Origin of the sequence: Salmonella sp. JXY0409-18, from assembly GCF_020268625.1 — a bacterium.
GTDB classification, from domain to species: domain Bacteria; phylum Pseudomonadota; class Gammaproteobacteria; order Enterobacterales; family Enterobacteriaceae; genus Salmonella; species Salmonella enterica.
Map to the genome: position 1 here is coordinate 4,289,210 of NZ_CP084216.1, position 13,874 is coordinate 4,303,083.

12 protein-coding genes, 4 tRNA genes and 1 rRNA gene are annotated in these 13,874 nt (G+C 51.8%); 2 read left to right on the forward strand and 15 right to left on the reverse strand.

What is annotated here, in order from left to right; all coding sequences use genetic code 11:
• Positions 1 to 53: 53 nt before the first annotated feature.
• The 12 genes from rpoB to LDB27_RS20865 all read right to left on the reverse strand — a co-directional run bounded on the left by rpoB (position 54) and on the right by LDB27_RS20865 (position 9,940).
• Positions 54 to 4,082, reverse strand: a complete 4,029-nt coding sequence (rpoB, locus tag LDB27_RS20810; RefSeq protein WP_000263105.1) for a DNA-directed RNA polymerase subunit beta — start codon at positions 4,080 to 4,082, stop codon at positions 54 to 56.
• Between the two features lie 317 nt (positions 4,083 to 4,399).
• A complete protein-coding gene (gene rplL, locus LDB27_RS20815) occupies positions 4,400 to 4,765 on the reverse strand; it encodes a 50S ribosomal protein L7/L12 (RefSeq protein WP_000028882.1) in 366 nt (121 codons plus the stop codon).
• Positions 4,766 to 4,831: 66 nt separating this feature from the next.
• The gene (gene rplJ / locus LDB27_RS20820) at positions 4,832 to 5,329 is read right to left on the reverse strand and encodes a 50S ribosomal protein L10 (protein WP_001207203.1); all 498 of its coding nucleotides are present in this window, start codon (positions 5,327 to 5,329) and stop codon (positions 4,832 to 4,834) included.
• 415 nt (positions 5,330 to 5,744) lie between these two features.
• Positions 5,745 to 6,449, reverse strand: a complete 705-nt coding sequence (gene rplA / locus LDB27_RS20825) for a 50S ribosomal protein L1 (protein WP_001096676.1) — start codon at positions 6,447 to 6,449, stop codon at positions 5,745 to 5,747.
• A gap of 3 nt (positions 6,450 to 6,452) precedes the next feature.
• Positions 6,453 to 6,881 (reverse strand): 50S ribosomal protein L11, encoded by a 429-nt coding sequence (gene rplK, locus LDB27_RS20830; RefSeq protein WP_001085926.1) that lies wholly within the window; start codon positions 6,879 to 6,881, stop codon positions 6,453 to 6,455.
• Between the two features lie 157 nt (positions 6,882 to 7,038).
• A complete protein-coding gene (gene nusG, locus LDB27_RS20835) occupies positions 7,039 to 7,584 on the reverse strand; it encodes a transcription termination/antitermination protein NusG (RefSeq protein ID WP_001287521.1) in 546 nt (181 codons plus the stop codon).
• A gap of 1 nt (position 7,585) precedes the next feature.
• Positions 7,586 to 7,969 carry a preprotein translocase subunit SecE gene (gene secE, locus LDB27_RS20840; protein ID WP_001275691.1) on the reverse strand — a complete coding sequence of 128 codons (384 nt, stop codon included), beginning with the start codon at positions 7,967 to 7,969 and terminating at the stop codon, positions 7,586 to 7,588.
• A gap of 229 nt (positions 7,970 to 8,198) precedes the next feature.
• A complete protein-coding gene (tuf, locus tag LDB27_RS20845) occupies positions 8,199 to 9,383 on the reverse strand; it encodes an elongation factor Tu (protein WP_000031748.1) in 1,185 nt (394 codons plus the stop codon).
• Positions 9,384 to 9,498: 115 nt separating this feature from the next.
• Positions 9,499 to 9,574 (reverse strand) — tRNA-Thr (locus LDB27_RS20850).
• A gap of 6 nt (positions 9,575 to 9,580) precedes the next feature.
• Positions 9,581 to 9,655 (reverse strand) — tRNA-Gly (locus LDB27_RS20855).
• Between the two features lie 116 nt (positions 9,656 to 9,771).
• Positions 9,772 to 9,856: transfer RNA gene (locus LDB27_RS20860), tRNA-Tyr, on the reverse strand.
• A gap of 8 nt (positions 9,857 to 9,864) precedes the next feature.
• Positions 9,865 to 9,940: transfer RNA gene (locus LDB27_RS20865), tRNA-Thr, on the reverse strand.
• 19 nt (positions 9,941 to 9,959) lie between these two features.
• On the opposite strand from LDB27_RS20865, the gene LDB27_RS20870 reads away from it, so the two are divergent.
• Complete coding sequence (locus LDB27_RS20870; protein ID WP_031615617.1) at positions 9,960 to 10,133, forward strand: hypothetical protein; 174 nt, start codon at positions 9,960 to 9,962, stop codon at positions 10,131 to 10,133.
• Positions 10,134 to 10,341: 208 nt separating this feature from the next.
• Positions 10,342 to 11,292, forward strand: a complete 951-nt coding sequence (gene coaA, locus LDB27_RS20875; RefSeq protein WP_000023068.1) for a type I pantothenate kinase — start codon at positions 10,342 to 10,344, stop codon at positions 11,290 to 11,292.
• Positions 11,293 to 11,326: 34 nt separating this feature from the next.
• Here coaA and birA read toward each other — a convergent pair whose 3' ends face one another.
• The 3 genes from birA to rrf all read right to left on the reverse strand — a co-directional run bounded on the left by birA (position 11,327) and on the right by rrf (position 13,807).
• A complete protein-coding gene (gene birA / locus LDB27_RS20880) occupies positions 11,327 to 12,289 on the reverse strand; it encodes a bifunctional biotin--[acetyl-CoA-carboxylase] ligase/biotin operon repressor BirA (protein ID WP_000655746.1) in 963 nt (320 codons plus the stop codon).
• Positions 12,286 to 13,314: a UDP-N-acetylmuramate dehydrogenase gene (gene murB, locus LDB27_RS20885; protein WP_000149794.1), complete on the reverse strand. Its 1,029-nt coding sequence runs from the start codon at positions 13,312 to 13,314 to the stop codon at positions 12,286 to 12,288. Before murB ends, birA begins: the two co-directional genes overlap by 4 nt.
• 377 nt (positions 13,315 to 13,691) lie before the next feature.
• Positions 13,692 to 13,807: ribosomal RNA gene (rrf, locus tag LDB27_RS20890) — 5S ribosomal RNA — on the reverse strand.
• Between the last annotated feature and the right edge of the window lie 67 nt (positions 13,808 to 13,874).

The following is a 13,874-nucleotide window of genomic DNA, read 5'->3' on the forward strand; positions in this document are numbered from 1 at the left end:
CACAATCTGGTGTCGGGTTTTACCCCGACACCAGTGACCTGTTTGAGCGAGAATTACTCGTCTTCCAGTTCGATGTTGATGCCCAGCGAGCGGATCTCTTTCAACAGAACGTTGAAGGATTCCGGCATACCCGGTTCCATCTGATGGTTGCCGTCCACGATGTTCTTATACATCTTAGTACGGCCGTTCACGTCATCAGACTTAACGGTGAGCATTTCCTGCAGGGTGTAGGCGGCGCCGTAAGCTTCCAGCGCCCACACTTCCATCTCCCCGAAGCGCTGACCACCGAACTGCGCCTTACCACCCAGCGGCTGCTGAGTAACCAGGCTGTAAGAACCGGTAGAACGCGCATGCATCTTGTCATCAACCAGGTGGTTCAGTTTCAGCATGTACATGTAACCGACGGTTACCGGACGTTCGAACTGTTCACCCGTACGGCCATCGAACAGGGTGATCTGACCGGAGGTCGGCAGGTCGCCCAGTTTCAGCAGCTCTTTGATTTCCGCTTCTTTCGCACCGTCAAACACTGGTGTGGCAATCGGCATACCTTTACGCAGGTTTTCTGCCAGACGCAGCACTTCATCATCGCTGAAGGTGCTCAGGTCGACTTTCTGACGAACGTCGGCGCCCAGATCGTAGGCACGCTGGATGAATTCGCGCAGTTTCGCGACTTCCTGCTGCTGTTTCAGCATGGCGTTGATCTTATCGCCGATACCTTTCGCAGCCATACCCAGGTGGGTTTCCAGAATCTGACCGATGTTCATACGAGACGGTACGCCCAGCGGGTTCAGTACGATGTCTACCGGCGTGCCGTTTTCATCGTAAGGCATGTCTTCGATCGGGTTGATCTTAGAGATAACACCCTTGTTACCGTGACGACCTGCCATCTTATCACCCGGCTGGATACGGCGTTTAACGGCCAGATAGACCTTCACGATCTTCAGCACGCCCGGCGCCAGATCGTCGCCCTGGGTGATTTTACGGCGCTTCGCTTCAAGTTTTTTCTCGAACTCGTGTTTCAGTTCGTCATACTGCTCAGCCAGTTGTTCCAGCTGATTTTGTTTCTCTTCGTCGGTCAGACCGAGTTCCAGCCAGCGGTCGCGCGGCAGTTTGTCGAGCTTCTCAGCTTCAACGCCGCCGGAAACCAGCACCGCACGGATACGGCTAAACAGGCCCGCTTCGAGGATCTGCAGTTCTTCAGACAGGTCTTTTTTCGCCTGCTTGAGCTGCATCTCTTCGATTTCCAAAGCACGTTTGTCTTTTTCTACGCCATCGCGAGTAAAGACCTGAACGTCGATAACCGTACCGGAGACACCGTTAGGTACGCGCAGAGAAGAGTCTTTAACGTCAGACGCTTTCTCACCGAAGATCGCACGCAGCAGTTTCTCTTCCGGCGTCAGTTGGGTTTCACCTTTCGGCGTCACCTTACCGACCAGAATGTCACCGCCGGTCACTTCCGCGCCGATGTAAACGATACCGGATTCATCCAGTTTGGAGAGCGCAGCTTCACCCACGTTCGGGATATCAGCGGTGATCTCTTCCGGCCCCAGCTTGGTGTCACGGGACACGCACGCCAGTTCCTGAATGTGGATGGTGGTGAAACGGTCTTCCTGGACAACACGCTCGGATACGAGGATGGAGTCTTCGAAGTTGTAGCCGTTCCACGGCATGAACGCCACGCGCATGTTCTGACCGAGCGCCAGTTCACCGAGGTCGGTGGACGGACCGTCTGCCAGCACGTCGCCGCGTTCAACCGGCTCGCCCAGAGACACACATGGCATCTGGTTGATACAGGTGTTCTGGTTAGAGCGGGTGTATTTGGTCAGGTTATAGATGTCGATACCTGCTTCACCCGGGTACATCTCGTCTTCGTTAACTTTGATAACGATACGGGACGCATCCACGTACTGAACAGTACCGCCACGTTTAGCTACTGCAGTAACACCGGAGTCGACGGCGACAGCACGTTCCATACCGGTACCCACCAGCGGCTTATCAGCACGCAGAGTCGGAACCGCCTGACGTTGCATGTTCGCACCCATCAATGCACGGTTGGCGTCATCGTGTTCCAGGAACGGGATCAGGGACGCACCGACGGAGACCACCTGCTGGGTGGAAACGTCCATGTAGTCAACCTGGTCACGGCTGAACAAGCTGGATTCGCCTTTGCTACGGCAGGTAACCAGATCTTCTACAAAGTGGCCTTCGTCATCCAGGTTGGAGTTCGCCTGAGCGATAACGTAGTTGCCTTCTTCGATAGCAGACAGGTAATGAATTTCGTCAGTGACCACGCCATCAACCACACGACGGTACGGCGTCTCAAGGAAGCCATATTCGTTAGTCTGTGCGTACACGGACAGGGAGTTGATCAGACCGATGTTCGGACCTTCCGGCGTTTCGATTGGACATACGCGACCGTAGTGCGTCGGGTGTACGTCTCGAACTTCGAAGCCTGCGCGTTCGCGGGTCAGACCGCCTGGGCCGAGTGCGGAGATACGACGTTTGTGCGTAATCTCAGACAGCGGGTTGTTCTGGTCCATAAACTGAGACAGCTGGCTGGAACCAAAGAACTCTTTCACTGCCGCGGAAATCGGCTTGGCGTTGATCATATCCTGAGGCATCAGGGTATCCAGATCGCCCAGAGACAGACGCTCTTTCACCGCACGCTCTACACGCACCAGGCCAACGCGGAACTGGTTTTCCGCCATTTCGCCGACGGAACGGATACGACGGTTGCCGAGGTGGTCGATATCATCCACTTCGCCTTTACCGTTACGGATATCGATGAGCTTCTTCATGACATCAATGATGTCGTCTTTGCTCAGGATACCAGAACCTTCGATTTCGTCGCGCAGCAGAGAACGGTTGAACTTCATACGACCCACCGCAGACAGGTCATAGCGGTCTTCGGAGAAGAACAGGTTCTCAAACAGGCTTTCAGCCGCTTCACGAGTCGGCGGCTCACCAGGGCGCATCATGCGATAGATTTCTACCAGCGCGCTCAAACGATCGTTAGTTGGGTCGACGCGTACCGTTTCAGAAATGTACGGGCCGTGGTCCAGATCGTTGGTAAACAGCGTTTCGATACGCTTGTGGCCGGACTGGCTCAGCTTAGCCAGCAGATCCAGGCTCAGCTCCATGTTCGCCGCGCAGATCAGCTCGCCAGTGGATTCGTCAACGTAGTCTTTAGAGACGACTTTACCTGCGATGTACTCAACCGGAACTTCGATATGCTTGATATCGTCTTTTTCCAGCTGACGGATGTGACGCGCGGTAATGCGACGGCCTTTTTCAACGTACACTTTGCCGTTAGCTTCGATATCGAACGACGCGGTTTCGCCACGCAGACGTTCTGGAATCAGCTCCATCTGCAGTTTGTTGTCGCGAATTTCGAAGACGACTTTCTCAAAGAACAGGTCAAGGATCTGCTCAGTGGTGTAGTTCAGCGCACGCAGGATGATGGTCGCAGGCAGTTTACGGCGACGGTCGATACGCACGAACAGGTTGTCCTTCGGATCGAATTCGAAGTCCAGCCAGGAACCACGGTAAGGAATGATGCGCGCGTTATACAGCACTTTACCCGAAGAGTGGGTTTTACCTTTGTCGGAGTCAAAGAAGACGCCCGGACTACGGTGCAGCTGAGAAACGATAACACGCTCAGTACCGTTGATAACAAAGGTACCGTTGTCGGTCATGAGCGGAATTTCGCCCATGTAGACTTCTTGTTCTTTAATGTCTTTAACGGTGCCTTCCGGCGCTTCGCGCTCGTAGATCACCAGACGCAGTTTTACGCGCAGCGGTGCGGAATAGGTCACGCCACGGATCTGACATTCCTGAACGTCAAACACCGGTTCGCCAAGGCGGTAGCTGACGTACTGCAGCTCGGAATTACCGCTGTAGCTCTGAATCGGGAACACGGAACGGAAGGCTGCTTCCAGGCCGTACTGCCCTTCAGGATCTTGCTCGATAAACTTCTGAAACGAGTCAAGCTGGATAGAAAGGAGATAAGGTACATCCAGAACTTGTGGACGTTTACCAAAATCCTTACGAATACGTTTTTTCTCGGTATAGGAGTAAACCATAGGGTTCCTCAGCTCGCTGACAAGTCGACCCATCTGTCCTGCGGGGGACAGTTTGTGCAACACTATTTTGTTGACCGGAAAATGGATACTTTCCGCAATGCCTGTTGCTATCACGCTTAAACCATTTCATTGCGATTTACACAGAACGTACGCTCTGTCGCAGTATATTAAGTCGTCGATAGAAACAAGCATTGAAAGGCACAGCAGTAGTCAAACAGTGTGAAACGCTACTGGCGCCTTACAGCGCAAAAAGGCTGGTGACTAAAAAGTCACCAGCCATCAGCCTGATTTCTCAGGCTGCAACCGGAAGGGTTGGCTTATTTAACTTCAACTTCAGCGCCAGCTTCTTCCAGAGATTTTTTCAGTGCTTCAGCGTCATCTTTGCTCACGCCTTCTTTCAGAGCGGCCGGAGCAGATTCTACCAGGTCTTTAGCTTCTTTCAGACCCAGGCCAGTTGCGCCACGTACTGCTTTGATAACAGCAACTTTGTTAGCGCCAGCAGCTTTCAGAATTACGTCGAATTCAGTTTTTTCTTCAGCAGCTTCAGCCGGGCCAGCAGCTACAGCGACAGCAGCAGCAGCGGAAACACCGAATTTTTCTTCCATTGCAGAAATCAGTTCTACAACGTCCATTACGGACATAGCGGATACTGCTTCAATGATTTGATCTTTAGTGATAGACATTTAAATTGTTCCTGAATATCAGAATAAGTTTATACGTAAGCAAATGCTTGATAAAGACAACTGCGATTACGCAGCTTCTTTTGCATCGCGTACAGCAGCCAGTGTGCGAACCAGTTTGCCAGCCGAAGCTTCTTTCATGGTTGCCATCAGGCGTGCAATTGCTTCTTCGTAGGTCGGCAGAGTTGCCAGGCGGTCGATCTGAGACGCCGGGATCAGCTCACCTTCAAAGGCTGCAGCTTTGACCTCAAATTTTGCATTCGCTTTCGCGAACTCTTTGAACAGACGAGCAGCAGCGCCCGGGTGTTCCATAGAGTATGCAATCAGGGTCGGACCAACAAACGTGTCTTTCAGGCACTCGAACTGAGTACCTTCAACGACGCGACGCAGCAGGGTGTTACGAACAACACGCATGTATACGCCAGCTTCACGACCTGCTTTACGCAGTTCAGTCATTTTATCTACAGTTACGCCACGGGAATCCGCAACTACTGCAGACAGCGCGCCTTTGGCTACTTCGCTGACTTCAGCAACAATCGCTTGTTTGTCTTGAAGATTTAAAGCCATTAGCTTTGCTCCTGGATGTTTGCCGGAACTCATGTTCCGGAACTCACTTCACTCATCTCAACGAGAAGAGCGTCTTAATACGGTGAGCAGAAACAAGCCAGAGTATCAAAAATAATCTTAGCGTTCTGTCACCGTCTACGCAGGGGATTAAGCCTCTTGCGAGACGCCTGCGGTCTTCGACGGAGGCCTGGATAGGCCAGGCTCCAACGAACAAATCTTTTCTATCCGCCGCTATTCAGCTTGTGGCGGCGTTGGCTTCCTTCGTTCGCACCAGTCACATAGTTAGCTATGCTCCTGGCGACTCACTCAGTTGCCGCCTTACCACAACCCGAATATCTCGGATATACGTCTGCAACTAGCAGAATACGTGGGGGTAAGATTGTAGACAAAATCACCGCCCACGTAAAGACTAATCTTAGTTCGCAGATGCGCTCAGACCAGCCTGATCAACGGCAACGCCAGCACCCATGGTGGTGGAGATGCTAACTTTCTTGATGTACACGCCTTTCGCCTGGCTCGGTTTTGCTTTTTTCAGCGCAACCAGCAGAGCTTCCAGGTTTTCTTTCAGTTTGTCAGCGTCAAAGTCCACTTTACCGATGGTGGTGTGGATGATGCCGTTTTTGTCGTTACGGTAACGAACCTGACCTGCTTTAGCGTTCTTAACCGCTTCAGCAACGTTCGGCGTTACGGTACCGACTTTCGGGTTTGGCATCAGGCCGCGCGGACCCAGAACCTGGCCCAGCTGGCCAACAACGCGCATTGCATCCGGGGATGCGATAACAACGTCGAAGTTCATTTCGCCTTTCTTGATCTGGTCAGCCAGATCTTCCATACCTACCAGCTCAGCGCCAGCAGCTTTAGCTGCTTCAGCGTTCGGGCCCTGGGTAAATACGGCAACGCGAACAGAACGGCCAGTACCGTGCGGCAGTACAGTCGCGCCACGAACGTTCTGGTCAGATTTACGAGCATCGATGCCGAGGTTAACGGCAACGTCAACGCTTTCGTTGAATTTAGCAGTGGCCAGCTCTTTCAGCAGGGCAATAGCTTCGTTGATGTCGTACTGTTTGGTCGCATCAACTTTTTCACGGATCACGCGCATACGCTTGGTCAGTTTAGCCATTTCTTAGTCCTCCACTACCAGGCCCATGGAACGTGCAGTACCTTCGATGGAGCGAGTCATCGCTTCAATGTCGGCACCGGTCATGTCGGCAGCTTTGGTCTGCGCGATTTCCTGCAGCTGAGCGCGGGAAATTTTACCTACTTTGTCTTTGTTCGGCTTGCCGGAACCAGACTTGATACCAGCCGCTTTTTTCAGCAGAACAGCTGCCGGAGGCGTTTTGGTAACGAAGGTGAAAGAACGGTCAGCGTAAACGGTAATAACAACCGGAATCGGCAGACCTTTTTCGATGGAATCCGTTTTTGCGTTGAACGCTTTGCAGAATTCCATGATGTTCACACCCTGCTGACCCAGTGCTGGACCAACCGGCGGACTCGGGTTCGCCATACCAGCTGCAACCTGCAGCTTGACGTAGGCTTGTACTTTCTTAGCCATTCTAAATTCCTCGAATTGGGTAGTATCGCTTCAAAGAAGCTCCCCGTGATAAATATCGCTTTATGGGCATAAGGCCCATAAAAACAAAAGGCGCGAAATTGTATGTCAATTTCGCGCCCTATGCAACGATTAGATCGCTGCTTTTTTGATCGCAGCCTTACGCTTTCTCAACCTGGCTGAAGTCCAGCTCTACCGGGGTCGCACGACCGAAGATAGAAACAGACACTTTCAGGCGAGACTTCTCATAATCGACTTCTTCGACAACGCCGTTAAAGTCTGCGAACGGACCGTCGTTAACACGAACCATTTCACCCGGTTCAAACAGAGTTTTCGGCCGCGGCTTATCGCCAACCTGCTGCAGGCGGTTCATGATCGCATCGACTTCTTTGTCGCTGATCGGCGCCGGACGGTCAGAGGTACCGCCGATAAAGCCCATCACACGCGGCACGCTACGCACCAGGTGCCAGCTTGCGTCGTTCATGACCATCTGGACCAGAACGTAACCCGGGAAGAATTTGCGTTCGCTTTTGCGACGCTGGCCGCCACGGATCTCAACGACTTCTTCAGTCGGCACCATGACTTCGCCAAACAGCTCTTCCATATTGTGTAATTTGATATGCTCGCGCAGCGATGTGGCTACGCGGCCTTCAAAACCGGAAAACGCCTGAACGACGTACCAGCGCTTTTTAGGTGCTTCAGACATCTCAGAACCTCAGGCCAGTGATAAAGGATACCAGGCGAACCAGAATACCATCCAGTCCCCACAGGATCAGTGACATAACTGCGGTAACCGCAGCGACGATCAGCGTGGTGTGCAGCGTTTCCTGGCGAGTCGGCCAAATGACCTTACGGACTTCGGTTCTCGCTTCACGGGCAAAAGCAACGGTTGCTTTACCTTTTGTCGTCAACAGCGCGACACCACCCGCTGCAGCAATCAGAATTACTACGGCCAGCGCACGCAGCGGCAGCATCATGTCGCGATAGAGGTAGTTGCCGACGATTGCGACGATCAGCAATATGGCAACAACTATCCACTTCATCGCTTCCAGGCCGCGCCCGCTCCCTTGAGCTTCGGTATTCGCACTCATAAACCAACCTGTCAGAAGTATTCTACAAACATTTTCACCCCGCAATCGCGAGGCAATCCAAATCGAAACGCTTATTCGCCTTTCGGATTATACGCCCTCTACAGAGCCTGTCTCAGCAATGATTATGACAAATAAAATCACTGATGAGCCAGGTTCTGGTGTGAAAGCGTGCAAAAAGGGCATCAAATGATGCCCTTTTATTGCGCATTGCGTCAAATGTTATCAGCGATTAGCCGAGAACTTTAGCAACAACGCCCGCGCCAACGGTACGGCCGCCTTCACGGATTGCGAAACGCAGACCGTCGTCCATCGCGATCGGGTGGATCAGGGTAACAACCATTTTGATGTTGTCGCCCGGCATTACCATCTCTACGCCTTCCGGCAGTTCGATGGTACCAGTCACGTCAGTAGTACGGAAGTAGAACTGCGGACGGTAGCCTTTGAAGAACGGAGTATGACGGCCGCCTTCATCTTTGGACAGAATGTACACTTCAGATTCGAACTTGGTGTGCGGCTTGATGGTGCCCGGCTTAGCCAGTACCTGACCACGTTCGATTTCTTCACGTTTGATACCACGCAGCAGAACACCTACGTTCTCACCGGCACGGCCTTCGTCCAGCAGTTTACGGAACATTTCAACGCCAGTACAGGTAGACTTCTGAGTCTCTTTGATACCAACGATTTCAACTTCTTCGCCCACTTTGATGATACCGCGTTCTACACGACCGGTAACAACGGTACCACGACCGGAGATGGAGAATACGTCTTCGATCGGCAGCAGGAACGGCTTGTCAATCGCACGCTCTGGTTCCGGAATGTAAGAATCCAGGAAGCCAGCCAGTTCGATAATTTTCGCTTCCCACTCTGCGTCGCCTTCCAGCGCTTTCAGAGCAGAACCACGAACGATCGGCGTGTCGTCGCCCGGGAAGTCGTACTGAGACAGAAGTTCACGAACTTCCATTTCAACCAGTTCCAGCAGCTCTTCGTCATCAACCATGTCGCATTTGTTCAGGAACACGATGATGTACGGAACGCCTACCTGACGACCCAGCAGGATGTGCTCACGAGTCTGCGGCATCGGGCCGTCAGTCGCAGCAACAACCAGGATCGCGCCGTCCATCTGCGCAGCACCGGTGATCATGTTTTTAACATAGTCGGCGTGCCCCGGGCAGTCTACGTGTGCGTAGTGGCGGGTCGGGGTATCGTATTCAACGTGAGAAGTGTTGATGGTGATACCACGCGCTTTTTCTTCCGGCGCGTTATCGATCTGGTCGAATGCGCGGGCGGCACCGCCGTAGGTTTTAGCCAGTACGGTAGTAATGGCAGCGGTCAGCGTTGTTTTACCATGGTCAACGTGGCCGATAGTACCGACGTTAACGTGCGGTTTTGTACGTTCAAACTTTTCTTTAGACATCGATTGTCCCTCTAAGACACGGATAAATCGGTGATATCACCACATCAACCAGGCAACACGCCCGACTTGTTGAATGCTAATAAACAGAAGAGAAAAACAGGAAGGAGAAAAGAAGTGGTGCTGATAGGCAGATTCGAACTGCCGACCTCACCCTTACCAAGGGTGCGCTCTACCAACTGAGCTATATCAGCACATCTTGGAGCGGGCAGCGGGAATCGAACCCGCATCATCAGCTTGGAAGGCTGAGGTAATAGCCATTATACGATGCCCGCATCCTGGAACTCGGCTACCTGATTTTCATTCTGCACTGAATATCGAGAGAAACTCTCTTTATTCGAGCCGGTAAGCGAACTTATCGTCTCGGGCTGCGCCATCGCGCGGCCGAAAATGGTGGTGGGGGAAGGATTCGAACCTTCGAAGTCTGTGACGGCAGATTTACAGTCTGCTCCCTTTGGCCGCTCGGGAACCCCACCGGACTTGATGGTGCCGACTACCGGAATCGAACTGGTGACCTACTGATTACAAGTCAGTTGCTCTACCTACTGAGCTAAGTCGGCATCAAGTAGCGCGCATTCTATGGAGACCTGCGTGCTCATGCAACTAAAAAATTGCATAAAATGTTCTATCGCTCACATTTTGCTCTATAAGAGACAAAAATGCTCTAATTTCAAACAAGAGAGCATAAATTTTCGGCATTTTACCGACCGTCTGACCAGGATACGACGCGGCATTTCAACGCTCCGTCGATAGAAAGCAATCTTCTGTATCTGGTATATTCGTCACATTGCTTCTCAGGGATAGCTTTCATAGCGAGATTTTTTCTTATTATTCCTCCCCATCTGGTGTTACCCTCCTGCCCATTGTCCAAATTAACTTAAATGTGACGTGCCGTTGCATGTCAGGGATGGCCCTCGTTCATCGCTGAACTGATGTAGCAATAGCAGCCAGAAACATGCTTATGAGTATAAAAGAGCAATCGTTAATGACGCCTTACCTACAGTTTGATCGCAGCCAGTGGGCTGCGCTTCGCGATTCTGTGCCGATGACCCTGACCGAGGATGAGATCGCGCAGTTAAAAGGCATTAATGAAGATTTATCGCTGGAAGAAGTTGCAGAAATATATTTACCCCTCTCCCGTTTGCTAAATTTCTATATCAGTTCAAATCTGCGTCGTCAGGCTGTCCTGGAACAGTTTCTGGGCACTAACGGCCAGCGAATCCCTTACATCATCAGTATCGCGGGCAGCGTCGCAGTGGGTAAAAGCACGACAGCACGCGTTCTGCAAGCGTTGCTGAGTCGCTGGCCGGAACACCGCCGTGTTGAATTGATTACCACAGACGGCTTCCTCCACCCAAACCAGGTGTTGAAAGAACGCGGGTTAATGAAGAAAAAGGGGTTCCCCGAATCGTATGATATGCACCGACTGGTGAAATTCGTTTCTGACCTCAAGTCGGGCGTACCGAACGTGACGGCGCCAGTCTATTCTCATTTGATTTACGATGTTATTCCTGAAGGGGATAAAACCGTCGCTCAGCCTGATATATTGATTCTTGAAGGTTTGAATGTTTTACAAAGCGGTATGGATTATCCTCACGATCCGCACCATGTATTTGTCTCTGATTTCGTTGATTTCTCTATTTACGTTGATGCGCCAGAAGAACTTCTTCAGACGTGGTATATCAATCGCTTCCTGAAATTCCGCGAAGGGGCGTTTACCGATCCTGACTCTTATTTCCACAATTATGCGAAATTATCTAAAGAAGAAGCTGTTAATACAGCAGCTTCGCTTTGGAAAGAAATTAACTGGTTGAATTTAAAACAAAATATTTTACCCACGCGAGAACGTGCCAGCCTTATTATGACCAAGAGCGCTAACCATGCGGTGGAACAGGTAAGATTGCGGAAATAACAGAAAAAAGGGGAGTACCGACTCCCCTTTTTTACTATTCGGCGCTTCGCAGCGATATTTCTCCGCCCATCCAGGGTTTAATCACACCATCCTGTTCAAGCAATAATGCGCCCTGAGTATCAATGCCGCGAGAAATACCAAATATTTCTTTGTCGCCAATAATTAGTTTTACCGGACGATCAATAAAATTATCCAGTTTTTTCCAGCGCGAAAGATAAGGAGAAAGACCTTCTTGCTCAAAAAGCTCAAGCGCAGCACGTAGCTTATAAATCAGCTTTGCGGCCAGCATATTGCGGTCGAGCGTAATTCCGGCCTCCTGCAACGTGATCCATCCCTGATTTATCACGTCCTCTTCTACACGACGCATTGCCATGTTAATACCAGCGCCAATCACTATTTGTGCGGCATCGCCCGTTTTACCGGTTAACTCGACCAGAATACCCGCCAGTTTGCGATCCAGCAGGTAGAGGTCGTTAGGCCACTTCACACGAACTTTATCAGCGCCCAGTTCACGCAGCACTTCCGCCATCACAATTCCAATGACCAGACTCAAGCCTATTGCCGCCGCAGGCCCCTGCTCCAGACGCCAGTACATTGAAAGATATAGATTCGCGCCAAACGGTGAGAACCATTTACGCCCGCGACGACCACGCCCTGCCTGTTGGTATTCTGCTACACAGGCATCGCCTGAGCGCAGCTCGCCAATTCGATCAAGTAAATACTGATTGGTTGAATCGATAACGGGCAATACCGCCACGTTTCCGCTATCCAGTTGGCTATGAATACGGTCAGCATCCAGTAACTGGATGGGTTCCGGCAAGCTATATCCTTTCCCCGGAACGGTAAATACATCTACTCCCCAGTCGCGTAATGTCTGGATATGTTTATTAATCGCCGCGCGGCTCATTCCCAGCCGTTCACCCAACTGCTCGCCTGAGTGAAACTCTCCGTCGGCAAGTAGTGAGATTAGCGTCAGGGGAACGGTAGTATCTTTCATGCAATGCTCTCCACAGCGTTCACCTCTCCGGACCGACCAATAAAGCGAACCTCAGGCTCCAGCCAGACATTAAATTTTTCACCCACTTTTTGCCGGACATGATGCGCCAGCGCCACCACATCTTTACTTGTCGCATCATTCGCATTAATCAATACCAGCGCCTGTTGGCGATGTACCGCAGCGCCGCCAATGGCGACGCCTTTCAACTGACATTGGTCTATCAGCCAGCCTGCCGCCAGCTTCACTGAGCCGTCTGCCTGAGGGTAATGCGGCGCGTTGGGAAATCGTTCTAACAGTTCCATAGCGATATCGGCTGCGACAACGGGATTTTTAAAAAAGCTGCCCGCATTGCCATTCACTTTAGGATCCGGCAATTTTGTGGTGCGCATATGGCATACAGCATCAAACACCTGTTGCGCGGTGACCGTTTTCGGGTCCAGACAAGTAAGATCGCCATAGGTCAACACCGGCTGCCATTGCTTTGATAAACGCAGACCCACCGCGACGATCGCAACGCGATCCTGATATTCATTTTTGAAGATGCTGTCACGATAGCCGAAACGGCATTCCGCCGCAGACAAACGCAGACGTTTTCCCGTTTCCAGTTCAACGCAGTCAACATAGTCGCAGACGCGCTGTAGTTCTACGCCATACGCGCCAATATTCTGTATAGGCGAGGAACCAACGCAGCCAGGGATGAGCGCCAGATTCTCCAGGCCGGGCATGTTGTTGTCCAGCGCGTAGCGAACCAGCTGATGCCAGTTTTCGCCTGCGCCGACGTGTAGGTGCCAGGCGTCCGCGGTTTCATTGACCTCAATGCCTTTCAGGCGGTTAAGGATCACGGTGCCGGCGTAATTTTCCAGAAACAGGACATTGCTTCCTTCACCCAGGATCATAACCGGCAGTCCCTCACGAGTTGCTTGCTGCCAGGCGCTCAGTAGTTGTTGTTCGTTTTCAGCGCATACGATGTGCTTTGCACAATGATCAATGCCGAAGGTATTCCAGGGTTTTAGGGAGTGGGTCATGGCTGCTTTCCTGATGCAAAATCAGGCTTAGTTTACCGCATCTATGTAGGGAAGGCTTGCGGTTATGTCGACGGAATAAGGCGGTATACACAGGCATTGTGTCGATGCCGTAGGCCGGATAAGGCGAAGCTGCCATCCGGCGGTGCAGGTTGCCTGATGGCGCTGCGCTTATCAGGCCTGCATTTTTACAGTTACCACACACGCAAAAAAGCCCGTCCTGACGGACGGGCTTCTTCACTAATTTGATGCCTGGCAGTTTATGGCGGGCGTCCTGCCCGCCACCCTACGGGCCGTTGCTGCGCAACGAGTGCTCACCGGCAGACTACAGATAAAACAAAAGGCCCTGTCTTCCGACAGGGCCCTTCGTTTTATTTGATGCCTGGCAGTTCCCTACTCTCGCATGGGGAGACCCCACACTACCATCGGCGCTACGGCGTTTCACTTCTGAGTTCGGCATGGGGTCAGGTGGGACCACCGCGCTAGTGCCGCCAGGCAAATTCTGTTGCCGGAAACGAATCTTTTATCTTTCGTTCCCGAAAATCCGGAATCAGTGCTGAAAA

Bases quoted from the DNA above. Each gene is read 5' to 3' on its own strand.
- rpoB (WP_000263105.1), bottom strand. From the start codon at position 4,082: ATGGTTTACTCCTATACCGAGAAAAAACGTATTCGTAAGGATTTTGGT.
- rplL (WP_000028882.1), bottom strand. From the start codon at position 4,765: ATGTCTATCACTAAAGATCAAATCATTGAAGCAGTATCCGCTATGTCC.
- rplJ (WP_001207203.1), bottom strand. From the start codon at position 5,329: ATGGCTTTAAATCTTCAAGACAAACAAGCGATTGTTGCTGAAGTCAGC.
- rplA (WP_001096676.1), bottom strand. From the start codon at position 6,449: ATGGCTAAACTGACCAAGCGTATGCGCGTGATCCGTGAAAAAGTTGAT.
- rplK (WP_001085926.1), bottom strand. From the start codon at position 6,881: ATGGCTAAGAAAGTACAAGCCTACGTCAAGCTGCAGGTTGCAGCTGGT.
- nusG (WP_001287521.1), bottom strand. From the start codon at position 7,584: ATGTCTGAAGCACCTAAAAAGCGCTGGTACGTCGTTCAGGCGTTTTCC.
- secE (WP_001275691.1), bottom strand. From the start codon at position 7,969: ATGAGTGCGAATACCGAAGCTCAAGGGAGCGGGCGCGGCCTGGAAGCG.
- tuf (WP_000031748.1), bottom strand. From the start codon at position 9,383: ATGTCTAAAGAAAAGTTTGAACGTACAAAACCGCACGTTAACGTCGGT.
- LDB27_RS20870 (WP_031615617.1), top strand. From the start codon at position 9,960: ATGGAGACCTGCGTGCTCATGCAACTAAAAAATTGCATAAAATGTTCT.
- coaA (WP_000023068.1), top strand. From the start codon at position 10,342: ATGAGTATAAAAGAGCAATCGTTAATGACGCCTTACCTACAGTTTGAT.
- birA (WP_000655746.1), bottom strand. From the start codon at position 12,289: ATGAAAGATACTACCGTTCCCCTGACGCTAATCTCACTACTTGCCGAC.
- murB (WP_000149794.1), bottom strand. From the start codon at position 13,314: ATGACCCACTCCCTAAAACCCTGGAATACCTTCGGCATTGATCATTGT.